This is a genomic window from Roseburia hominis A2-183 (assembly GCF_000225345.1).
In the GTDB taxonomy this organism is placed as follows: domain Bacteria; phylum Bacillota; class Clostridia; order Lachnospirales; family Lachnospiraceae; genus Roseburia; species Roseburia hominis.
In genome coordinates, this window is record NC_015977.1 from 581,807 (window position 1) to 605,928 (window position 24,122).

Sequence of the window (24,122 nt, forward strand, 5' to 3'; positions counted from 1 at the left end):
TCCGCGAGGATGCGCAGCTCGCGGTAAGGAAAATATCGCTTTGCGAACCGCTCGCGCGCGGAGAATCTCGCAAGCGAGATTCTTTTTACATACCGTTTGAGTGCGCCGGTGCGTGTCAGAAACAGGTGAGAAAAGTCGTGGCGGGAAGCTGCCAGGTATGATAGTATAAAAGAGAAAGAAGAAAATGAGGAGTGGTGGTAAAAATGAAAATCAGACAGTTGTATGCGTATGAACTCCGACCGGCGGCAGCGCTGGTGATGGAGACATACAGCAGGATGGAGCAGCCGTATGTGGCGAATCCAAAAGAGATAGAGGATTTCAAACGCTATGCAGATGAAGACCATCTATGGGTGGAATCATGTAAAAATAAGCTCTTTTTATTTGGAGCGTTTGATGACAATGACCAGATGTGCGCCGTCGGTGCGATCGATGCGGCGGGTGCGGTCACGCTTCTCTACGCAGGGCTGAATTTCCAGCATCGGGGACTGGAAGCGGAAGTGCTGCGCGAGATGGAGGAGTTTGCGACTGTCGGGCGCAGTATTGCAAGAGAAGAGATAAAGATTCCGGAGAAGTGGATGCAGTATACAGCGACAGCGGGTGCGCCGGAGCAGTCGTCTGTGACAGGACAGCAGACCGCGCCGGGGCAGCAGTCGTTTGCGGCAGGGCAGCAGACCGCGCCGGGGCAGCAGCCGTTTGCGGCAGGGCAGCAGCCTACGCCGGAGCAGTCGTTTGCGACAGAGCAGCAGCCTACGCCGGAGCCGCAGGCGTACCGGAATCAGAACACAGGCTACGGACAGGACTATGGTCAGCAGCAATATCAGAACACAGGGTATGGACAGGGCTACGGCCAGCAGCAGAATCAGAATATGGGCTACGGACAGAGTTACGGTCAGCAGTCCTATCAGAACACAGGATATGGACAGGGGTACGGAGAGAGTTACGGTCAGCAGACAGCACCTCAAAAAAAGAGCCGTGCTCTGCTGTGGGTTGTGCTGGCGATCATAGGTTGTGCCGTGCTGCTTGTGACCGTGCCTTCGTTCATCCTTTTTCACGCGGTCAACCGTACCGTGCAGGATACGTTGACGTGGAATGAGTCGTCTGCGGAGGCGTACAGAGACGGGGCAGATGGCAGCTATACGGAGGACGATACGGAGGTAGAAGACACCGGGGAGGAACGTGAGGTATTAGAACTGGCGGATTCTCTGGGAAAAGACTTTTTTGTCACGCAGGATGACATTTATGTGGCAGATCAACTTTCCTATACGGTTACCGCACAGCATATCGAGGTCCCGAATCAGCGGAAAGACGGATTTGAGGAGTACGATGTTTCGTATCCGGTTATTACCTATGCGGATGGAAGAGATGCGACCGGAGTAAATGAGATTCTGCGGAATGCCGCCTGTGCGCAGCTGGATACCATGTATCCGGAACCGCAGGAAGAATATCTGTATCTGGATGAAGACTACCCGTATCTGGCATGTTATGTGGATTATGAGATCACGTATATGAGTGATGAGATTCTGTGCGTGGCATTTCAGGATCACTATTTTAACGGAAGTATGTGGGGCGAGTTTTGTGACCTGCGCACAAGAGTCATCAATCTTGCCACGGCAGAGCGATATGAGGTTGAGGACGTACTGCGTTCGGATGATACATTTGCGGAGGTTTATTATGAAAAAATCTGTGAGAAGTCGGATTCTTTCAACGATGCGCCCGCATTTACCGCCCAGATGGCGGGACAGACGATGGACGGGGAGATTCTGGACGGGAGATATTACAGCAACTATGTCCTCTGCAAAAATGATATTTATGTGAATCTTACCTATCATTATTACGATGAAGGACTGATTATGCACGGCTGGGATTCCACGCAGTGGACGATGGAGGAACTGGAACCGTACCGGACGGACAGCGATCTGTGGGAGAAATATTTGAAGTGATTTTACGAAAGTGGAAACAAAAATGTTTCCACTTTTGTTATTTTATTTTTTGTAGAAAAGAGATACTATATATGTAAGATACTATATATTTCAAAGGCGAATACAAGCGTGAAAGAGAATGAAAGATTCTGCACATTATATAGTATGAGAAACGGGTGGATTTGATATACTGTGTGGATTTTTACATAGTAAGTGGACGAAGGAGAATGTGAAATGAAGGGAAATAATTTAAAAAAAGTAATTGCTACCATAGTAATGGCATGCTTGCTGCTTACCATGGTTGGAGTAAGCAGCAAGGAGATTGTACCCTACTGGTCTTCAGAAGAGAATATTGAAATTTTATAGTAAAGAAATATTGTAATTTTTTTTCAGATCATTTTTCAGACCGGATGCATTGTAGATGTCCTCCATAAGGAGGGCATTGTAATAGGCATAGTGTGCAAATTCCTTTGCGGAATTTGTGAGACCAAGTGATCCTAATGCCTGACAGTAGTGTGAAAAAATGTTCCCTGTAAAATACATTGAACTTATAGCATCGGAAAAAAGCGGGACTAACGCAACGATTTCCGAAAGACGATTTTCTGTATAAAGAAATCTTATAAGCATTCCCAAGGTTACGGGGAAGGAACGCTTTTTCTCGAGAACATCCAACGGAACATGGCTGGTATATTCCAGAAGCTTATAAAAACAGTAAATGCCATGTGTAGGATTTATAGTTGCATAAGTGCGGCAGATATTGTTTAAAATGGTAAGTTCTATCCACGATAATCGATAGTCAAGAATTTCATCAAATTGAAAGCCGGGCAAAGTCATAAAAAGAGCATTTTTTAACCCCTTTAATTTTTGATTATTGTCGGGTTCGCAGATGGCTGATTTGTAAGCAGCAAATTGTAAATAGCAGATATCTTTGGAGGTGCATAGCATCTCCATTTTTTTTACAAGATCAAGCTGTAAGGTTTTATGGTTCATACGAGTTTTTGCTAAACGAAACTGCAGTTCCTGCAGTTTGTTCTCTTTTTCACTCCCGTAAAATGTAAAAACAAGATCCGAAATACCTAGGCGCTGGAGCAAAGTCTGAGCAAGAATGATATCAGGCTGCTGTGTTTCGTTTTCGATTTTTGAAAGCTTGGATTTGCTGCATAATCCCCGACAAAGCGCCGGTTGAGATAATTTTTGCTCTTTGCGTAGAGAGCGGATCAGGCCACCCAGCGTGAAAACCTTGTGAGAAAAAAAGTCATAGGTGCCATCTCCCATAGAAGAGACATCCCTAGGAACCTTGGGGGAAAACGATATAAGCGGAATATCGGAAAATATGTTTAAGTCTTCAGCCAAAGTGGTAGAAAGGTGGTTGGAAACATAATTTTTACAGATGGTGGCATAACAGCTGTTAATGGAATGGGCAGAGAAAAAGGCAGTTTTAAATAAGGTCAGAAAACGATCCTGTTGTCCCGTATAGTAGCATCCGAGTGCGGTTAAAAACGTCAGCTCATGCATAAGCCCGTCGTCAAGATTTGAAATCATTTGATGGCGGTAGAAGTTCGACAGTTCAAGTGCAGACTTATAATCACAGACAGTCAGCAGATATTTGGTATATACCACCGCATTTTCCGCAAGTAAACGATCCCGTTCAAGAAAAGAAAGCGAACGGGCAGAGAGATAGGAAGAAATCTGCTGGCAGACATGATGAGCAGTAGCTGTATCACCAATGTACAGTGCTTCCTGCGCAAGATATATAAATAGTTCTATTTCGACAGAAGACAAAAACAGAGAATGGATCGCTGCATTGTCGATATCAGATCTTGTGATTTTTAAAGCAAAGCGAACCAGCTCATAAGTATGGGCGTGATTTGCATGACCAGAACGTAATTGCAGCTTGCAGTGAAGCAGAAGCCATTCCTGATAGTAAAATTTATTGTCTGCCCAATTCAGCATTTCAATGTGATCCAATAACTGGCAGGCGGGCGTGAGTTGCCAGGAATCCAGATAAAAGCGTACTTCCTTCAAGGCGTAAAAGCAGTCAAAGTCTGCGCGCGTCGAGAAAGTAGGATAAGCTTCACAAAAGATACCAGCATGTGCCATTAAAGTCTGAAAAGTGGCAGGGCTGACACCGGCAGAGCCGTTCTCAATGCGGGACAGAGAGAGGGTAGAACAGACTCCATCGGATAATTGTTCCTGGGTTAGACCCGCATTAAGGCGGGCCTGTCTAATAATAGAACCGGCATGTTGTACACTCATAGAAAATAGCTCCTTTATATGAAACTACAAACAGTATAAAACGGACATAGGGAAAATGCAAGGTTTTGAAAAACCTGCATAAATGTCGGAAAAGTTTCCATTTATGAAATTAAAAATGTGAGAAACTTCAAGTATCATAAAGGTAAGGTGTGGCAGCACACCTTACCTTTATGATAAAGACGGAGAAAAGTATGTTGAAATATGAGATAGTATCGATTCTTAGAAATAAGGCAGCCTATATTTTTCTGTTGGTTGTTCTGCTTTTTGGATTAAAAGCTACGGTGGAACTGCAAAGATCGATTACATCCAGTCAGGACACGAACTATATAAAGCGGGAACTGCAATATGAACTTGTGATGCATCGGCAGCTGTTAGAATCGGAGCTTGCTACTGCGCGCAGAGATGCAGGAGATGCAGAACGGCGAAAATTTAATACAAATGCAATACAATTTCGTAAATGGAGAATAGAAGAATTACAGGAACTTATTGCATTGCTTGAGGTGGGTGGGACAGAGTCACAGCAGTTCCAGAAGGAATATAAGGCATATGGGGTGATATGCAGTATTGTATCATACCAGATGTTTGTTTATCCAGAGCGTGGATGCAGCCCTGTTGAAGTACGTTGTGCAGATATGTTTCAGAAATGGGGCAGGCAGCTGGGACTTTATGACCTTCCGTTTGACATTTCTTCTATGACTGCGAATCCATATGTATCATCCGAACTGATGGAAGCTTCTGTTGCAGCGTATGAGAATAATATGAGCCGTCTGGAACATTTATTAAATGATTATGATAAAAAAAGTCTGGGATTGGATTCGGGATCGCCCTATGCTTTTTTGGAGATTCTATTTTGTGAAAATGCGTATGTACCTACAATATTAGATATTTGCATCCTGTTATTTTCCTTTGGCTACATTATGGAGGGAAAAAATGACCACAGGTATGAATTTATGACAGTGCAGCCATGCAGTGAGTGGAAGAAATACAGGCATTATGTGACATCCTTTTTCCTGGCGGCAGGAGTTGTGTGTGTGATTGGAATAGGTGTGTGGTTTTTGTATTGGGGAATGCGATACGGCTTTAATGGGATTGACAGCCATATGTTTGTGGATGCTAAAACCTATAAGGGGTTTTATTCATACGAGCATTTGGAAGATTACTCCTATGAGGGGCTAGCCCGCATGTATGCGGATTATAAGTATACAGACGGAGGAAGAGGAGTCATGTTGTATACAACTTATCCGTTGGGATCACTTCCGTTATATCGTTTCTTGCTATATATGTGTATACTTGCAGTATTAAAAGTTTTGTTTTTTGCAATGCTTGGAAGCGGGATTCGAGTGCTGATACAGCATTCACAGGGCGGAACTTTCGTGGTGGCAGCAGCAACCGTACTTACAGGATACAGTCAGTTGACAGGCTGGGGAAAACCATATAATCCGTTTGCGATTGGATCCTGCTGGAATGTGACGCTGGGATCAGAAAGGATCACATGGCTATATGCGGTATTGGAACTAACATTCAGCTGTATTTTGATTATGATAATAACGTGTACTGTATCCGGGAAAAAAGACAGAATATAGGGGAGAGCGGAATGAAGGTTTTACAGGTTGAGGATATTGAAAAGTCTAAGAAAAGAAAAAAGATTCTGAAGGGATTAAGTTTTTCCGTGGGCGAACGGGAGATTGTAGGACTTTTAGGACCAAATGGGAGCGGAAAATCGACTACAATAAAATGCATCAGTGGATTATACAGGACAGATAGAGGGAGAATCAGAATCTGTGGGAATGACATCAAAAGCAACCGCTTAGAAGCATTAAAACAGATTGGAATTGCCATGGAAGTCCCCGCTCTTTATCCGGAATTAAGTGGTATACAGAATTTGCGGATGGCAGCAACAGCCAGAAAGGTACCCAAAGAGCGGGTGGAGGAACTTGCCGTTTTCACAGATCTGGGGGACAGACTTTTGGATCGCACCGGAACTTATTCCATGGGAATGAAAATGCGACTGAATCTGGCAATAGCGATTGTGGATCAACCCAAACTGGTAATTCTGGACGAGCCGACCAATGGCCTTGACCCGGAAGCAGTTTTTCGTCTGCGACGGGAAATCGAGGAGATTCGCCAGAGGGGGAGCGCTGTTTTGATCTCTTCCCATCAACTTTCGGAAATGGAAAAGATTGCAGATCGAATCGTTGCTATTGACGATGGCATTGTTTGTTTTGATGGAAAGCTTGATGATCTTTCAGGCAGGTTTGAAAATCTTGAAGAATTTTACAAAAATTTGTATGGAGCAGATAAGAATGAAAGCATTTTTGCAAAATGAAATACAGCTTTTCTTTAGCCGGAAAAATTACTTGGTCTGGATAGTAGGGGCGCTGGCGGTTGTTTTTGCATATAGATTTTACTATGTTACACAGTATGAGAATTATGCGCAGACAGTGTTGGAAGAACTGGAAGAAAATGCAAAAGATATTACGATCTGGGAATCTGAGTATCAGAGGCAGTGCATGGAACTATGGGGGGACAATAGTGCAGAAAAATTTGCACATGCCAGTTTATTGCTAAATGCATGGAAACAGTACGAACAGACCAATATTCGGTTGCGTTATTATTGGGAACAGGCTTGGGATGAGAATGGAATTCGCAGGACGGTGCTGGAGGAAGACGAAAATTTAATAGCGATTGAGGAACTGGGAGAGGAAGTGGAGTATACGGGCATATTCAGAGGGAGTGTTGCTGATTGGAGAGCACGTATGCTGTTACATAAAGCATATCAGCAGAGCGGAACAGAGGAACCGGTCTGTCCGGTTGTGCCTCAGGCTGCATGGTTATGGAAAGAGGCTTTTTCTGGAAACAGTGTATTATTTTTGATTTTTACAGTTTTGATTATTTTGCTGCATTTTGATGCGTGGGCGAATGAATTTGAATATGCAACTTGTTACAGACTATACATCCTGCCAATAAAAAAGGAATGGTTGTATCTGGAACGATTTTTTGTACGTGTACTGGTGAGTGTCGTATGTGTTGGCAGTGCGGCAGGCATATTATTTCTGCTTGGAACAGCACGATATGGAACCGGAGGACAGATGCTTCTGGTGATTTCTGAACAAGGGACGCAGACGGTGATATCGATATGGAGTCTTGTGCGAGAAGAAATATTAGGAATGCTTCTGTATATAGTTTTTCTGACGGCTGCAGTTCTGCTCATTTCTTTTATTGTAAAAACGAAAATGAACGCATTGATGATATGTGCAGCTTTTTGTATGACAGGGATTGTTCAAACGACAGCCTCAGATGGAACCGGTAAAGGCATCGTGGAATGGCTGCCACAGCTTTCTGCCTTAACGTTGCTTATGCTGTTGGCAGGCTGTATTCTGATCCGTATAAGAGAGGACTAGATGATGACGGGGTTTCATGAATTGGTATATCCTGAACTTGAAAAAAAGCAGTTGACGGGATATATCATAATAAGCACTATCTCTGGAGTAGTGGGAATTTGTTTAACTTATCTTGTGGGACATTTCCTGGATCTGATTATAGCTTCATGCCAAGAGAGGGAATGGGTGGAATATATTGTGGTGTATGTGGGATTGAATATAATAAATAGGATATGCTACATACGAATGGAATATCAGCGGGTGTCTATTGAGGGAAAATTAAGTTATGGCATGACACGGAAAGTGCTGAAAATAGTATATAATACTTCGTATTTAAACTATTGCAAGGAAAATCCGGCAGCAATAAGCCAGAAGATTAATAATGATACTGGGATAATAGCATCATTTTATGTATCTTTTTTTAAAAATATAATTGTTCAGACGGTTTCTACAATTGTGTATCTTTTGGTGCTGATAAAAAACTCCTTGTTAATAGGGAGTCTTGTTATATTGATGATGATTGCATACACGGGCGTTTATTTAATTTCAAAAAAGCTGATATACCGGACAGAAAAGGAGGTTATTGAACAAAAAACAAATTATGCTACAACATTGTTCGAGCTAATTGAAAAGTCGGTATCTATTCGTATGAATGGGATGAGTCAATATCATTTCGGATGTATGGAGAATGACTATCAGAATTTGTTGCGCGTTTTAAAAAAACAAATTGGAGCATACAGCATATATAATGTTCTAAAAGATATATTGATATTGATATTTCAGACCGCATTATTTTTAGCAGGCGGCAGAATGATTCAAATGGATAGTATGTCTGTAGGAACATTGGTTGTTATGCTAAATTATTTTGTATATGTATTGGGGTGTATGGAATTTTTCTTGAATATAGGAAGTTCTTATCAGACGGTAAAGGCAAGCGAAGAACGATTAAAAAAATATTTAGTATTAGATGAAATTCCGACAGGAAAAGAAAGGCAAAGGATAATTGAGAAAATAGAATTAAAAAATTTGGAATTTGCTTATCCTGGACAAAATAGACTTTTTGACATTACAACGGAATTTTGCATGGGAAAGATATATTGGATCAGAGGTAGAAATGGGGTGGGAAAATCATCTCTTGTTAATATAATGCTTGGAATTTATGGAACCTCGTATACGGGGCAAGTGATATATAATGGCTACAGACTGGGTGAATTGGATTATAAGTGGTTTATTAACAACAATACGGCTGTTATAGAGCAGGATCCCTATATATTTGATGGAACAATTCAAGAGAATATATGTTTGAAGGGGAATCGGATAGATATGGATGAATTGAAAGCATTAGTGAGCCAAATGAAATTGGATTCGCTGATGAAGTTTGTAGATATGGATAGTACAAAGCATAGAGAGAATAAGATATATTCAGGGGGAGAAAAGCAAAAGATAGCAATTGTCAGAACATTGTTATCGGATTCATGCATATGGATTTTAGATGAACCGACAGCAAACCTTGATGAAGAAAGTAAAATTATCTTCTATAAGGAGTTAGAGCAACGAAAAAAGGAACACATTATATTGCTGATTTCGCATGAAACGCCATTGTGTCGGTGGGATCATATTGTTGATATAGGACGATGAACGTCCAATTTGTCCATAATGTATAATTTTTATACATCACAGTGTAAAAATTATACATTATTTGGTTCCGGAAAAAGGTTGAAAAATATCCTGTGATATGATAAACTTTTTACAATTTAGGAAAAAGGCATAGCACTGCCCATAATGGCACGAAGACGATGCATCACACACCGTGTGCATGTGCGTTCTGGAAAAAAGAAGAAAAACGGAAACGTTTTTTTTTTTGGGAAAAAAGTGAAAGGACAGGGAGACGAATGAAAGCTTTTTTGATACTCGAAGATGGGAATGTATTTACAGGAACCAGCATTGGTTCCACCAGAGAGGTCATCAGTGAGATCGTGTTTAACACATCGATGACCGGTTATCTGGAGGTTCTGACCGATCCGTCCTATGCGGGACAGGCAGTTGTGATGACCTATCCGCTGATTGGAAATTACGGAATCACGCCGGATATGGAGTCGGGACGGCCGTGGCCGGACGGTTATATCGTGAGGGAACTGTCCAGAATGCCGAGCAATTTCCGGTGCGAGGGGACGATTCAGGATTTTCTCGCAAAATACGATATTCCGGGAATTGCCGGAATTGATACGCGTGCGCTTACCAAGATCCTTCGTGAGAAGGGAACGATGAACGGTATGATCACGACGAATGAGAACTATAATATAGAAGAAATCATTCCTAAATTAAAAGCATACACGACAGGCAACGTGGTAGATAAAGTTACCTGTACGGAAAAACGAGTATTAAAAAAGCAGGGAAATGCCCCTGAGACGAAAAAAGTGGCGCTTCTTGACCTTGGAGCAAAGCGCAATATTGTCCAGTCCTTACGAGAGAGAGGCTGTGAGGTGACGGTATACCCGGCACATACTTCTGCGGAGGAGATTCTGGCGGCGAACCCGGACGGCATTATGTTAAGCAACGGACCGGGAGACCCGAAAGAGTGCAAGGAGATCATTGCAGAGATCCGCAAGCTGTATGAATCCGATACGCCGATTTTTGCAATCTGCCTGGGACATCAGCTCATGGCGCTTGCAACGGGGGCTGACACGCACAAGATGAAGTACGGACACCGCGGAGGCAATCATCCGGTCAAGGATCTGGCGACGAACCGCGTCTACATTTCTTCACAGAATCACGGCTATGTGGTAGACACCGATACTCTGGATCCGAAGGTGGCGACACCAGCATTTGTCAATGTCAACGACGGAACGAACGAGGGACTTTCCTATGTCGGCAAGAACATTTTCACGGTGCAGTTCCATCCGGAAGCGTGTCCGGGACCGCAGGATTCTGCATATCTGTTTGACAGATTTATAAACATGATGGGAGGAGCGAAATAATGCCAAGAAATCAGGAGATTAAGAAGGTACTTGTAATCGGTTCCGGTCCGATTGTCATCGGACAGGCGGCGGAGTTCGACTATGCAGGAACACAGGCATGCCGTTCCCTGAAGGAAGAGGGCGTGGAAGTTGTTCTGGTCAATTCCAACCCGGCGACTATCATGACGGATAAAGACATTGCAGATCAGGTCTACATCGAGCCGCTCACCGTGCCGGTGTTAGAGCAGATCATTGCAAAGGAAAAGCCGGATTCCATCCTTCCGACCCTTGGCGGACAGGCCGGATTAAATCTCGGCATGGAGCTTTCCGAGAAAGGAATTCTGGATAAGTACGGCGTGAAGCTGATCGGTACGACCGCAGAGACCATTTTCAAAGCGGAAGACCGCCAGGCATTCAAAGACACGATGGAGAAGATCGGAGAGCCTTGTGCGGCATCCGAGGTCGTGCACAATGTGCAGGATGGTATTAAGTTCACAAACACCATCGGCTATCCGGTTGTGCTCCGCCCGGCGTACACGCTTGGCGGAAGCGGCGGCGGTATTGCACACGATGAGACCGAGCTGATCGAGATCCTGACAAACGGACTCCGTTTAAGCCGTGTCGGAGAGGTGCTCGTGGAGCGCTGCATCGCAGGCTGGAAAGAGATCGAGTATGAGGTAATGCGTGATGCGAATGGCAACTGCATCACGGTATGTAACATGGAGAACATTGATCCGGTCGGCGTGCATACCGGCGATTCCATCGTAGTCGCACCGTCACAGACGCTGGGCGACAAGGAATATCAGATGCTCCGTACCTCTGCTTTAAATATTATATCTGAATTAAATATCACGGGCGGATGTAACGTGCAGTATGCACTCAATCCGGAGAGCTTTGAGTATTGCGTCATCGAGGTAAACCCGCGTGTGTCCCGTTCCTCCGCGCTTGCATCCAAGGCGACCGGTTATCCGATTGCAAAAGTTGCTGCAAAGATCGCGCTTGGCTATACGCTTGACGAGATCAAGAACGCCATCACCGGAAAAACCTACGCAAGCTTTGAGCCGATGCTTGACTACTGCGTTGTCAAGATTCCGAGACTGCCGTTCGATAAATTCATTACCGCAAAACGTACACTGACCACACAGATGAAGGCAACCGGAGAGGTTATGAGTATCTGCAATAACTTCGAGGGAGCCTTGATGAAGGCGATCCGTTCCTTAGAGCAGCATGTGGACAGCCTGATGTCCTATGATTTTACCGGACTTTCCAGAGAGGAACTGGTAAAACAGCTTCACGTTGTGGATGACCGGAGAATCTGGGTGATCGCAGAGGCACTGCGCCGCGGTATGGATTACGATGTGATTCACGACATCACCAAGATTGATAAGTGGTTCATCGATAAGCTGGCAATCCTGGTTGAGATGGAGCAGAAGTTAAAGAGCGAGCCGCTTACGGTAGAACTGTTAAAAGAGGCAAAACGAATCGAGTTCCCGGATAAGGTGATCGCAGAACTGACCGGAAAGACCGAGACAGAGATCCATGATATGCGCTACGCAAACGGTATTGTGGCAGCATACAAGATGGTAGATACCTGTGCGGCGGAGTTCGAGGCGACCACACCGTACTACTATTCCGTATTCGGCAGCGAGAATGAGGCGGAAGAGACGCACCCGAACAAGAAGGTGCTGGTACTTGGTTCCGGACCGATCCGTATCGGACAGGGAATTGAGTTTGATTACTGCTCTGTACATTGTACCTGGGCATTCGCAAAAGAAGGCTGGGAGACCGTCATCGTCAACAACAACCCGGAGACCGTATCAACAGACTTTGATATTGCGGATAAGCTGTACTTTGAGCCATTGACGCCGGAGGATGTGGAAGCCATCGTAAAACTTGAGAAGCCGGACGGTGCGGTGGTGCAGTTTGGTGGACAGACTGCGATCAAGCTGACGGAGAGCCTGATGAAGATGGGTGTGAAGATCCTCGGAACCAAGGCGGAGGACGTCGACGCTGCGGAGGATCGTGAGCTTTTCGATGAGATTCTCGAGAAGACCAAAATTCCGAGAGCAGCAGGCGGAACGGTATTTACCGCGGAGGAAGCGAAGGAAGTGGCGAACCGTCTGGGCTATCCGGTGCTTGTGCGCCCGTCCTATGTACTCGGCGGACAGGGCATGAAGATTGCATTTAACGATGACGAGATCGAGGAATTCATCGGCATCATCAACCGGATTGCACAGGATCACCCGATCCTTGTTGATAAATATCTGCAGGGCAAGGAGATCGAGGTCGACGCTGTGTGTGATGGAACGGACATCCTGATTCCGGGTATCATGGAGCATATCGAGAGAACCGGTGTCCATTCGGGAGACAGTATTTCCGTCTATCCGGCACCGACGATCAGCGATCATGTAAAAGAGACGATCGTGGAATATACGAAGCGCCTGGCACAGGCACTGCATGTCATCGGACTGATCAACATCCAGTTTATCGCGATGAATGAAGAGGTCTATGTTATCGAGGTAAACCCGAGATCTTCAAGAACCGTGCCGTACATCAGCAAGGTGACCGGTATTCCGATTGTCGATCTCGCAACGAAGGTCATTATCGGAAACACAATCCGCGGACTTGGCTATGAGCCGGGACTTGCACCGACGGCTGATTACATTGCCATCAAGATGCCGGTATTCTCGTTTGAGAAGCTGCGCGGAGCGGAGATTTCCCTTGGACCGGAGATGAAGTCCACAGGTGAGTGCCTTGGTATTGCAAAGACATTCAACGAGGCATTATATAAGGCTTTCCTTGGTGCCGGTGTGACACTGCCAAAATATAAGCAGATGATTATGACGGTAAAGGATGCGGACAAGCCGGAGGCCGTTGGCGTTGCAAAGCGTTTTGAAGCGCTCGGCTACAAGATTTACGCGACCAGAAGCACCGCGAAATATTTGCAGGAGCATGGGGTGAATGCGCTGCGTGTCAATAAGATTACACAGGAATCCCCGAATGTCATGGATCTGATCCTTGGTCATAAGATTGATCTTGTGATCGATACTCCGACACAGGGCAATGGAGACAAGACGCGCGACGGCTTTTTGATCCGCCGAAATGCGATCGAGACCGGCGTGTACTGTATCACAGCGATGGATACGGCAAACGCACTTGCAAGAAGCCTTGAGACAGCGATGGATACGCTGACTCCGGTTGATATTGCGAAAGTGAAGAATTTATAAACAAAAAAAAGAATCTCGCTTGCGAGATTCTCCGCGCGCGAGCGGTTCGCAAAGCGATATTTTCCATACCGCGAGCTGCGCATCCGCGCGGAGCGATTCTTATTTCATAGGAAGGACCTACTTTCGTACATTAATGTGTCAAGGTATTTCTTATGAAATAAGAAAGAGCCTGTATACGGATGGATGAGAACTCATCGCACCGTTACAGGCTCTTTTTTGGTAAAATTTTCTGTTGTCATGGCGTTGCTCCGGGATTAGTTGTAATATGGATGAATGTCAACTCCGTACATTGCTTCAACACCCATTGCGACTCCGTCGATATTCTCCATGAAGAATGCTTTGATTTTTGCTAACATAATAATTTCCTCCTTTATTGAATTGGTACATTTTTGCTTGTTCATCAAAGGTTTTCCCTTTGACAGCTATTATAATACACGGAAATATGGTAATATTATAGATAAGATATTAGCAAAAAGTTGGGTGATATTGACTTTTAGGAGAAAAAATGGAAGAACAGAAAAATACATATGAAAATGTTACGCTCGAACCGGACGTCGGCTTTGATATCCGGTTTGTTACGATGGATCATAACTCTCCGTTTCACTGGCACCGGGAGATGGAGATTCTCTACATATTAAACGGGCATGCCACTGTGCATATGGAGGGTGAGGAATACGAACTGAATCCGTTGGACGCGGTTGTGATGGACTATGCCAGAATTCATGAAGTCATCTATGCGCTGCCGCAGACAATGGGAATCTGTATCCACGTGTCAAGGCAGCTTCTGCGGCGCTATCTGCCGGAGGCGGAACCTTTTGCGATCCGCTGCGCGGGACAGCGTCTCCGTCCAGGGCAGCAGGAATATTACAATGAAATCTGCGGGTATTTAAAAGAACTGACGGTGCTTTATGTGAATCAGAATGAGACGTACCGGTTAAAAAGCACGGCGCGGATTCTGGAATTGCTGGCATGTCTGGTGGAACATTTTTCGGAACCTGTCTCCATGGTGGCAACGCAGACGAGGGCGGGGAAGATGGAGCGGCTGGAGCAGATCTGTATGTATGTGGATCATCACTACAGGGAAGAAATGACGCTGCAGGAAGCGGCGGATGAACTGGGGCTCAACCGGGAATACTTCTGCCGGTTCTTTAAGCAGAGCACCGGCAGCTCGTTTATGCGCTATGTAAATCAGGTGCGGCTCAATTATATCTATCAGGATCTGCTGCACACGGACGATCCGGTACAGGAGATCATGGAGCGGCATGGCTTCTTTAATCAGAAGCTTTTTTACCGGATGTTCAAGGAGCGTTACCACTGTACTCCGCGCCAGGCGCGCCGGATGGCGGAAAACAATCCTTATGTGGAAGCAAAATAACCGCGCTGTATATGCAGGGGGGAGGATATAAGTTCCGGATGCAGCCCGGTGTGAAGCATCCTTGAAGCAAAATACGAGCATTTCTTCCACGTCGTGTTTGACATTTTATTCTGTGTCTTTGCCACGTTTTGACAATCCACAGGATGTGTCCGACAGGTTGCAGACAATGGGCGGACTTCCTGGTGTCCCTAATGTCATCGCTTCACAGACAATATAAAACCGCGCGAACCGAAACTCGCAGGCATCTGCTATTGAAGACACGGCAGATACCTGCTCAGACATCGGCTTCGCGCGGTTATGTTTTGTTCAGCGATGACAGTAAGGGACACACACGAAAGTCCTAAAATTGTCTGCAACCTGCGGACACACCTCGTGGAGTGCTCAAAACTTGGAAAGACACGGATCATCGAGAATGTCAAACACGATGCGGCTAGAAATGCCGGATTTGGCGGTTAGAATGCTTCACACCGGGCTGCATCCGGAACGATACGCCGTTCCCACCCTTCACATAAAATATTAAACCAGTTTCATGCGCTTGCGGGGAGCTTTCCTGATCGGGGAAGCGTCCTCTTCCGGCACTGGTGCGATGGGCGGAGGTGTAAGCACTCTGGCATTGTCCAAAAGATCATCCATGCTCTTCTTCTGGGCAGCTTTCTGCTTGCGCTGTGCGATGGCAAGCTTTTTCTGCCGGAAACGGTCAGCCGTCTCACGGATGTACTGGTCTGCGACAAAATGCTCGAGCGCCTCCTCGTCGATCGCAATCCGGTTGTCCATGGTTTTCATGATGTCCGTCACACGCAGGGAATCTCCGATGACCGGATCACTCAGATCGTAGATCATATTGTTGGAGAACTTTAAGATCATCGGGCGGGTAAAATCCGCGGCATTTTCCACGAGGACGAGCGCCTTCTCACCGTCGGAGAGATCAACGCACGCGCCGGTCGGGAGAATGTGGATGCATTCCGCCAGTGCGGCAACGACGCGCGGATTGTAGGTCCGGCTGTGTCTGCGCAAAAAAGACATCGCGGCAACCTCCGAGACCGGCGGATTGTTAATATTCATGGCGGTAAGCCGGTCAAACTGATCTGCCACCTTTAAAATATCACAGAGCAGACGTGTCTCCGGGGAAGGATCCTTGATCTTTAAGGTCTGACTCTTCTGGAAGATGAACTGCTGGATAATCTCTAAGGAAATCTTCGGAAGATTGCACTCCTCATAGCGCGGGCGGATTGATTCATAACCGCGTTCCAGATTCATCTGGATAAAATTCTGGTCGCTGTCCGAGAGGTCGTCGCCCTTGTCGAGGATGGCCTGCGGAACATACAGATAACCGAAATCATACAGCAGGGAAGCCGTGATCAGCGCCCGGATATCTTCTGCCGGGAGCTGCATCTCATTGGAGATCATTGCGGATAGGATACCGACACTGATCGAGTGTTTGTATACAAAGTCCGCGGAACTGCGGAGTGTCTGCGTAAAATTCAGCTTGTGGTCAAGACTGCCGTAATGCCGCTGGATATCATCGACCAGCGAGAGCAGTGTGGACGGGACAAGATTGTCGACAAGCTTGTCCATGTTGTCCTTTAACTTGAACATGTAGATGGTCTGGAACTGTTCAAACTCCAGATCTTCCCGCGAAAGCGGCGGCAGCGGTTCAGCCGGCTCCAGAATAAAAATGCCGATCAGACCAAAATTCTCAATACTGTTAATACCCTGGATCGTGAGCCTTGTATCCCGTTCGTATAACAGAACCCCCATCCTGTTGTAGATTGGCTTTGCAAGGCGCATACCGGGCTTTAGATCAGCAGTTTTGACAAATTGCATGCTTATCTCCCCCTCTTCCGGTATTGTCATACCAAAATCCTCTTTATCTTCCCTCTATGATAGCATATTGAAAGCTGAAATACAATCTGATATGATACTCTTAGAACCGGGGTTTTTGAAAGAAAATCCTACTTTTCCGGAGAAAGAGGTACTTATGATACAGATTCCGTGGAGACGCGTGGCGGGAGCAGCGCTGGTAATGTGCCTGCTTCTGGCAAATACATCTTATGCCGAGACGACACAGGACAACATAAATGATGCGAAGAATCAGATTGAGGATCTGAAAGATCAGAAAAAGGATGCCGAGGATACCGTCAATGACATCTCCGGCAAAAAGGATGCACTGGAGTCGGATCTTAGCGGGTTAAACGGTCAGCTTTCCGATATTGTCGCACAGATCAATGATCTGGAGGGGCAGATTTCGGACAAACAGGGGGAGATTGACCAGGCGAAGGAGGATCTGGCTGCGGCGGAGGCACAGTCTGCGAAACAGTATGAGGATATGAAGCTGCGGATTCAGTTCATGTATGAGAACGGAAGCACGCCGGTATGGCAGATGCTTGCGGAGGCGGAATCTTTTTCCGACTTCCTGAACCGCACGGAATATATTACCGACATCAACGCCTACGACAGAAAAAAGCTTGTGGAATACCAGGATCTGCAGGAGCAGATAGCCGCCCAGAAGGAAGATCTGGAGAGTGATATGACCGAGCTGGTGGCGATGCAGGATGACATGAAGAAAAAGCAGGCGAACGTCAGCAGTCTCATCAACACCACCAAGGCGAATCTGGCGCAGACACAGGAAGATCTGGCGGATGCGCAGTCCAACGTCGCGGACCTGGAGGATAAGATCAACCAGATGGTCGAGTACGAGAAGCAGCTGGAGATCCAGAAGGCGAAGGAGGACGCTGCGCGTCTGGCGGCGATTAAGGAGCAGGAGAAGGAGGATACCTCCACCGTGGTCTATGTGCCGACGGACAGTGACCAGTACCTGCTTGGAGCAATCATCCAGTGCGAGGCGGGCGGAGAATCCTACGACGGGAAGCTTGCGGTCGGAAGCGTTGTGATAAACCGTGTGAAGAGTTCGTATTTTCCGAACTCTGTCTCGGGTGTGATTTACCAGAGCGGTCAGTTCTCGCCGGTGGCGAGCGGCAGACTGGCGTATCGTCTGGAAGCGGGTGTGGACGGAAGCTGCCTTCAGGCGGCACAGGATGTGCTAAACGGCAATATTACGGTGGGCTGCCTGTATTTCAGACAGAATAACGGCATCATACAGGGAACCGTAATTGGAAACCATGTATTCTATTAGAAGTGAAAAAAGTGCGGAAAACCGCAGAATGGCAGCAGGGCGATTTTTGTGAAAAGTACACAAGAATCGCTTTGCTTTTGTTTGGAAAATAAAATTTGCATGATAAATTTTTAACAAAAAAAAGACTGTAAAACAGACGTATAGAGGGGGAAAAAGGAGCGTAAAGAAAACATTAGAAAGATGAAAAAAGAAGAAAGTTATTGCATTTAAGAGTGAAATATGGTAGCATGAAAAAGTATTAAAAAGCTAGTAAAAACGCCGATTATTTAAAATGCACCTTGTGAAAAAAAGAGGGAGAAACATAAATTTTAACTGCAAAGTTGAATTTATTTTTTTTAGCAAAAAGATTGTTAAAAAATTAACAGCGTTTTTCGGCAAAATTATTTTTTAAAGAGGAACAAATTCCCCGTACATACGGGGTTTTGTGTGTAAAACTGAAAGGAGAATTCAAAATGGCAAAGAAAGTAGTTTTAGCAGGCGCATGCCGTACCGCTATCGGCAAGATGGGTGGAGCACTGAGCAATACTCCGGCAGCGGAGCTGGGATCAATCGTAATCAAAGAGGCATTGAACAGAGCTGGCGTAAAGCCGGAGCAGGTAGATGAAGTATTGATGGGATGTGTTATCCAGGCAGCACAGGGACAGAACGTTGCACGTCAGGCTTCCATCAAGGCAGGACTTCCGATCGAAGTACCGGCAGTTACTCTGAACGTTGTATGTGGTTCCGGACTGAAATGTGTCAATGAAGCAGCTACTATGATTCTGGCTGGTCAGGCAGATATCGTTGTTGCAGGTGGTATGGAGAACATGTCCATGGCTCCTTATGCCATGACGAAGGCTCGTTTTGGATATCGTATGAACAATGCGACCATCATTGATACCATGGTAAACGATGCACTCACCGATGCATTCAACCACTATCACATGATGATCACAGCTGAGAACGTATGTGAGAAGTATGGTCTTACAAGAGAAGAACTCGATGAGTTCTCCGCAAACAGCCAGCAGAAGTGCGAGAAGGCAATCGCTGAGGGCAAGTTCGATGACGAGATCGTTCCGGTTCCGGTTAAGGTTAAGAAAGAGACCGTTATGTTCGCAAAAGATGAGGGACCGCGTCCTGGCACAACAGCTGAGTCACTGTCCAAGTTAAAATGTTGCTCCGGCAAAGAGGGCGGACTGGTAACCGCAGGTAACGCTTCCGGTATTAACGATGGTGCAGCTGCAATCGTTGTTATGAGCGAGGAGAAGGCAAAAGAGCTTGGCGTTAAGCCGATGGCAACATGGGTAGCCGGAGCACTCGGCGGAGTAGAGCCTGAGATCATGGGTGTCGGACCTGTTGCATCTACCAGAAAGGTACTTGAGAGAACAGGACTTACCATCGATGATATGGATCTGATCGAGGCAAACGAGGCATTCGCAGCACAGTCTGTTGCAGTTGCAAGAGATCTGAAGTTTGATATGTCCAAGGTAAACGTAAACGGCGGTGCAATCGCACTTGGTCACCCGGTAGGAGCTTCCGGATGCCGTATCCTTGTTACCTTATTACATGAGATGCAGAAGAGAGACGCAAAGAGAGGTCTTGCTACTCTGTGCATCGGTGGTGGTATGGGATGCTCTACCATCGTTGAGAGAGACTAATGCAGTTATGAGAACTTCTGAACCGGCGCCAGCCTGTGGGCGGCACCGGAGAAGTTCTTGCTTTGCGTAATAGGAATCTTTGTTCCTATTTTATTAAAAGGCATAGAATCAGTTATTAGAATATATATATGATATTTCAGGAGGTACAGACATGAAAGTTGGAGTTATTGGTGCAGGAACAATGGGACAGGGTATTGCAAAAGCATTTGCCCAGGTAGACGGATATGAAGTAGCACTCTGCGACATCAAGCAGGAGTGGGCTGACGGCGGAAAAGAGAAGATCAAGAAAGGCTATGCAAGACTTGTCGAGAAAGGAAAAATGACACAGGAAGCAGTAGACGGCATTCTCGCAAAGATTACCCCAGGTTTAAAGGAAGACCTTTGCAAGGATTGTGACCTCATCGTAGAGGCGGCTTTCGAGGATATGGGCGTTAAGAAGACTACATTCCAGGAGCTGGATAAGATTGCAAAGCCAGAGTGCATTTTTGCATCCAACACATCCAGCCTTTCCATCACAGAGATCGGCAACGGACTGACCCGTCCAATGGTAGGTATGCATTTCTTCAACCCGGCAGACCGTATGAAGTTAATCGAGGTTATCGCAGGTGTGAATACACCGGAAGAGACCGTTGAGGCGATCAAGAAGATTTCCGTAGAGATCGGCAAGACTCCGGTACAGGTAAATGAGGCAGCAGGCTTCGTTGTAAACCGTATTTTAATCCCGATGATCAATGAGGCAGCTTTCATTAAGATGGAAGGTGTATCTGATATCGCAGGTATCGATGCAGCAATGAAACTCGGCGCAAATCATCCGATGGGACCGCTTGAGTTAGGTGATTTTATTGGTCTGGATATCTGCCTTGCAATCATGGATGTTCTCTACAAAGAGACAGGCGACAGCAAGTACCGCGCATGCCCGTTAATCCGCAAGATGGTTCGCGGCGGCAATCTTGGCGCAAAGAGCGGCAAGGGATTCTATGTATACAATGCTGACCGTACAAAGACCCCGGTTGATGCTCAGTAAAATATAAGGTAATAATGGAGGAAATGATATCATGGATTTCACTTTAGACAAGAAACATGAAATGGCGCGCTCCCTGTTCAGAGAGTTCGCTGAGAACGAGGTAAAGCCTCTCGCTCAGGAAGTAGATGAGACAGAGGAATTCCCGGTTGAGAACGTGAAGAAGATGCAGAAGCTCGGCTTCATGGGCATCCCGGTACCGAAGGAGTACGGCGGACAGGGCTGTGACCCGCTCACCTATGTAATGTGCGTAGAGGAGCTGTCCAAGGTATGCGCTACAACAGGTGTTATTGTTTCTGCACATACTTCTCTCTGCATTGATCCGATTATGACCTACGGTACAGAGGATCAGAAGCAGAAATACGTTAAGCCGCTTGCAACAGGCGAGAAGCTCGGTGCATTCGCACTGACTGAGCCGGGTGCAGGAACCGATGCGCAGGGCGCACAGACCAAGGCTGTATTAGACGGAGACGAGTGGGTATTAAACGGCTCCAAGTGCTTCATCACAAATGGTAAGGTTGCAGATGTTTATATCGTAATCGCAATCACAAGCGTAACAGAGGATAAGAGAGGCAGAAAGAAGAAGAACTTCTCTGCATTTATCGTAGATAAGGGAGCTCCGGGCTTCTCCTTCGGAACCAAGGAGAAGAAGATGGGTATCCGCGGATCATCTACATACGAGCTGATCTTCGAGGATTGCAGAATCCCGAAGGAGAACCTGCTTGGCGTAGAGGGCAAGGGATTCCCGATCGCTATGCACACACTGGATGGCGGACGTATCGGTATTGCTGCTCAGGCACTTGGTATCGCAGAGGGCGCATTAGACCGCGCAATCGCATACACCAAGGAGAGAAAACAGTTCGGCCGTACGATTGCCCAGCAGCAGAATACACAGTTCAAGCTGGCTGACATGGCTGCAAGAATTGAGGCTGCACAGCTTCTTGTATACAAAGCTGCTATGGCAAAGGCAACACAGAAGGTATATTCTGTAGAGGCTGCAAAGGCAAAACTGTTCGCAGCAGAGACTGCTATGGCTGTTACCACAGAGGTTGTCCAGCTGTTTGGTGGATACGGTTACATCAGAGAGTACGATGTAGAGCGTATGATGCGTGACGCAAAGATCACAGAGATCTACGAGGGAACCAGTGAGGTTCAGAGAATGGTTATCTCTGGTGCATTACTGAAATAGTCGTAATCCGTGGCATAATATAAAAATATAAGGAGTGAAAAATACATGAATATCGTAGTATGTATTAAACAGGTACCAGATACCAAGGGCGGCGTTAAGTTCAACCCGGACGGTACATTAGACAGAGCTGCAATGCTTACCATCATGAACCCGGATGACAAAGCAGGTCTTGAGGCAGCACTTAGATTAAAAGAGCAGTACGGCGCAGAAGTAACCGTTCTTACCATGGGTCTTCCGAAGGCAGACGAGGTGCTTCGTGAGGCAATGGCAATGGGCGCAGACAAAGGAATCCTTGTAACAGATCGTGTGTTAGGCGGAGCTGATACATGGGCTACCTCCACCACAATCGCAGGCGCACTCCGCAATCTGGATTACGATCTGATCATCACCGGACGTCAGGCGATCGATGGTGATACCGCTCAGGTAGGACCGCAGATCGCAGAGCATCTGGGACTTCCGGTTATTTCCTACGCACAGGACATCAAGATCGATGGAGAATATGTCGTTGTTCAGCGTCAGTACGAGGACAGATACCATGAGTTAAAGGCAAAGATGCCGTGCCTGATCACAGCACTTTCCGAACTGAATCAGCCGCGTTACATGACTCCGGGCGGAATCTTCGACGCATACGATAAGGAAGTTACCGTATGGGGAAGAGCAGATCTTAAGGATGTAGATGATTCTGATCTTGGATTAAAGGGATCACCGACAAAGATCGCAAAGGCATCTGACAAGGTACGTAAGGGCGCAGGCGAGAAGGTTGTCCTTGATCCGGATGAGTCCGTAGCATACCTGATCGGCAAGTTCAAAGAGAAGCACATTATCTAACAAATATAAGGAAAAGTGGTGAATAAAATGGGTTTAGAAGAATATAAAGGAGTATTTGTCTTTGCACAGCAGGTTGACAACGTATTAGACGGCGTTGCTTTCGAGTTACTTGGAAAAGGAAAAGAGCTGGCAAAGGATTTAAACACAGAAGTAACTGCAGTATTGATTGGCTCCGGCGTTAAGGAGCTGGCAGATCAGCTTGCTGAGTACGGCGCTGACAGAGTCATCGTGGTAGACGATCCGCAGTTAAAAGACTACAGAACAGAGCCGTACGCACATGCACTGGCATCTGTGATCAATGAGTACAAGCCGGAGATCATGCTGGTTGGCGCAACTGCAATCGGCCGTGACCTCGGACCTACTGTTTCCGCTCGTGTGAAGACAGGTCTTACTGCTGACTGTACGATGCTTGAGATCGGCGATTTCCCGCTGAACGCAGCAGCTGGACAGGAGCAGCAGCACAATCAGCTTCTTATGACACGTCCTGCATTTGGTGGTAACACGATCGCAACGATCGCGTGCCCGTACAACCGTCCGCAGATGGCTACTGTACGTCCGGGTGTTATGCAGAAGATCGCTCCGATCGCAGGCGCTAAGGCAAATGTGGTAGAGTACAATCCGGGATTCACCCCGAATGACAGATATGTAGAGATCTTAAACATTGTAAAGGCTGTTAAGAATACAGCGAACATCATGGATGCAAAGATCCTGGTATCCGGTGGACGTGGTGTTGGTTCCAAGGAGAACTTCAAGCTTCTCGAGGATCTGGCAGAGGTACTTGGCGGTACCGTAAGCTGCTCCCGTGCCGTAGTGGAGAACGGCTGGCTGCCGGTAGATTTACAGGTAGGACAGACAGGTAAGACAGTACGTCCGCAGATCTACTTCGCAATCGGTATTTCAGGAGCTATCCAGCACGTTGCAGGTATGGAGGATTCTGATCTCATCGTTGCTATCAACAAGGATGAGGATGCGCCGATCTTCGACGTTGCAGATTATGGTCTGGTAGGAGATCTCAACAAGATCGTTCCGGCACTGACCACTGCGTTAAAGGCAGAACTTGGCAAATAAGCAAAGAAAAGTACATAGGTGAAAAGAACTCCCGCGTGGCAGATGTGGCGTCTGTCATGCGGGAGTTTTTATGTTTTTATTTCACGAGCTTGACAGTTGCCGTTTTGCGTATTATTGTCATTCCGAAGGAGT

Annotated in this window: 17 protein-coding genes; 15 read left to right on the forward strand and 2 right to left on the reverse strand. The window is 46.4% G+C overall.

What is annotated here, in order from left to right:
• The first annotated feature begins 203 nt into the window (after positions 1 to 203).
• Positions 204 to 1,940 carry a hypothetical protein gene (locus tag RHOM_RS16455; RefSeq protein ID WP_014078706.1) on the forward strand — a complete coding sequence of 579 codons (1,737 nt, stop codon included), beginning with the start codon at positions 204 to 206 and terminating at the stop codon, positions 1,938 to 1,940.
• Between the two features lie 213 nt (positions 1,941 to 2,153).
• Positions 2,154 to 2,285 carry a hypothetical protein gene (locus tag RHOM_RS18100; RefSeq protein ID WP_014078707.1) on the forward strand — a complete coding sequence of 44 codons (132 nt, stop codon included), beginning with the start codon at positions 2,154 to 2,156 and terminating at the stop codon, positions 2,283 to 2,285.
• Here RHOM_RS18100 and RHOM_RS02610 read toward each other — a convergent pair.
• Positions 2,280 to 4,175, reverse strand: a complete 1,896-nt coding sequence (locus RHOM_RS02610) for a helix-turn-helix domain-containing protein (protein WP_014078708.1) — start codon at positions 4,173 to 4,175, stop codon at positions 2,280 to 2,282. The two genes, RHOM_RS18100 and RHOM_RS02610, sit on opposite strands and share 6 nt — an antisense overlap.
• A 191-nt stretch (positions 4,176 to 4,366) precedes the next feature.
• On the opposite strand from RHOM_RS02610, the gene RHOM_RS02615 reads away from it, so the two are divergent.
• The 7 genes from RHOM_RS02615 to RHOM_RS02645 all read left to right on the forward strand — a co-directional run bounded on the left by RHOM_RS02615 (position 4,367) and on the right by RHOM_RS02645 (position 15,114).
• Positions 4,367 to 5,758: a hypothetical protein gene (locus RHOM_RS02615; protein WP_014078709.1), complete on the forward strand. Its 1,392-nt coding sequence runs from the start codon at positions 4,367 to 4,369 to the stop codon at positions 5,756 to 5,758.
• A gap of 11 nt (positions 5,759 to 5,769) precedes the next feature.
• A complete protein-coding gene (locus RHOM_RS02620) occupies positions 5,770 to 6,501 on the forward strand; it encodes an ABC transporter ATP-binding protein (protein ID WP_014078710.1) in 732 nt (243 codons plus the stop codon).
• Positions 6,479 to 7,576 carry an ABC transporter permease subunit gene (locus tag RHOM_RS02625; RefSeq protein ID WP_014078711.1) on the forward strand — a complete coding sequence of 366 codons (1,098 nt, stop codon included), beginning with the start codon at positions 6,479 to 6,481 and terminating at the stop codon, positions 7,574 to 7,576. The genes RHOM_RS02620 and RHOM_RS02625 overlap by 23 nt, the downstream gene beginning before the upstream one ends.
• Positions 7,577 to 9,193 carry an ATP-binding cassette domain-containing protein gene (locus tag RHOM_RS02630; RefSeq protein WP_014078712.1) on the forward strand — a complete coding sequence of 539 codons (1,617 nt, stop codon included), beginning with the start codon at positions 7,577 to 7,579 and terminating at the stop codon, positions 9,191 to 9,193. It abuts the gene before it with no gap.
• 254 nt (positions 9,194 to 9,447) lie between these two features.
• Complete coding sequence (locus RHOM_RS02635) at positions 9,448 to 10,533, forward strand: carbamoyl phosphate synthase small subunit (RefSeq protein WP_014078714.1); 1,086 nt, start codon at positions 9,448 to 9,450, stop codon at positions 10,531 to 10,533.
• On the forward strand, positions 10,533 to 13,739 hold the full coding sequence (gene carB / locus RHOM_RS02640) for a carbamoyl-phosphate synthase large subunit (RefSeq protein WP_014078715.1): 3,207 nt from the start codon (positions 10,533 to 10,535) through the stop codon (positions 13,737 to 13,739). The genes RHOM_RS02635 and carB overlap by 1 nt, the downstream gene beginning before the upstream one ends.
• 505 nt (positions 13,740 to 14,244) lie before the next feature.
• A complete protein-coding gene (locus RHOM_RS02645) occupies positions 14,245 to 15,114 on the forward strand; it encodes a helix-turn-helix transcriptional regulator (RefSeq protein WP_014078717.1) in 870 nt (289 codons plus the stop codon).
• A 516-nt stretch (positions 15,115 to 15,630) separates the two neighbouring features.
• On the opposite strand, the gene RHOM_RS02650 is transcribed toward RHOM_RS02645, so the two are convergent.
• A complete protein-coding gene (locus tag RHOM_RS02650; protein ID WP_044024795.1) occupies positions 15,631 to 16,938 on the reverse strand; it encodes an HD-GYP domain-containing protein in 1,308 nt (435 codons plus the stop codon).
• Positions 16,939 to 17,092: 154 nt separating this feature from the next.
• Here RHOM_RS02650 and RHOM_RS02655 point away from each other — a divergent pair, with 154 nt between their 5' ends.
• The 6 genes from RHOM_RS02655 to RHOM_RS02680 all read left to right on the forward strand — a co-directional run bounded on the left by RHOM_RS02655 (position 17,093) and on the right by RHOM_RS02680 (position 23,990).
• A complete protein-coding gene (locus tag RHOM_RS02655; RefSeq protein ID WP_014078719.1) occupies positions 17,093 to 18,247 on the forward strand; it encodes a cell wall hydrolase in 1,155 nt (384 codons plus the stop codon).
• Between the two features lie 452 nt (positions 18,248 to 18,699).
• Positions 18,700 to 19,884, forward strand: a complete 1,185-nt coding sequence (locus RHOM_RS02660; protein WP_014078720.1) for an acetyl-CoA C-acetyltransferase — start codon at positions 18,700 to 18,702, stop codon at positions 19,882 to 19,884.
• 151 nt (positions 19,885 to 20,035) lie between these two features.
• A complete protein-coding gene (locus RHOM_RS02665) occupies positions 20,036 to 20,908 on the forward strand; it encodes a 3-hydroxyacyl-CoA dehydrogenase family protein (protein WP_014078721.1) in 873 nt (290 codons plus the stop codon).
• A gap of 31 nt (positions 20,909 to 20,939) precedes the next feature.
• Positions 20,940 to 22,094: an acyl-CoA dehydrogenase gene (locus tag RHOM_RS02670; protein WP_014078722.1), complete on the forward strand. Its 1,155-nt coding sequence runs from the start codon at positions 20,940 to 20,942 to the stop codon at positions 22,092 to 22,094.
• A gap of 45 nt (positions 22,095 to 22,139) precedes the next feature.
• Positions 22,140 to 22,922, forward strand: a complete 783-nt coding sequence (locus RHOM_RS02675; protein WP_014078723.1) for an electron transfer flavoprotein subunit beta/FixA family protein — start codon at positions 22,140 to 22,142, stop codon at positions 22,920 to 22,922.
• 27 nt (positions 22,923 to 22,949) lie between these two features.
• Positions 22,950 to 23,990, forward strand: a complete 1,041-nt coding sequence (locus tag RHOM_RS02680) for an electron transfer flavoprotein subunit alpha/FixB family protein (protein WP_014078724.1) — start codon at positions 22,950 to 22,952, stop codon at positions 23,988 to 23,990.
• The last annotated feature ends 132 nt before the right edge of the window (positions 23,991 to 24,122 follow it).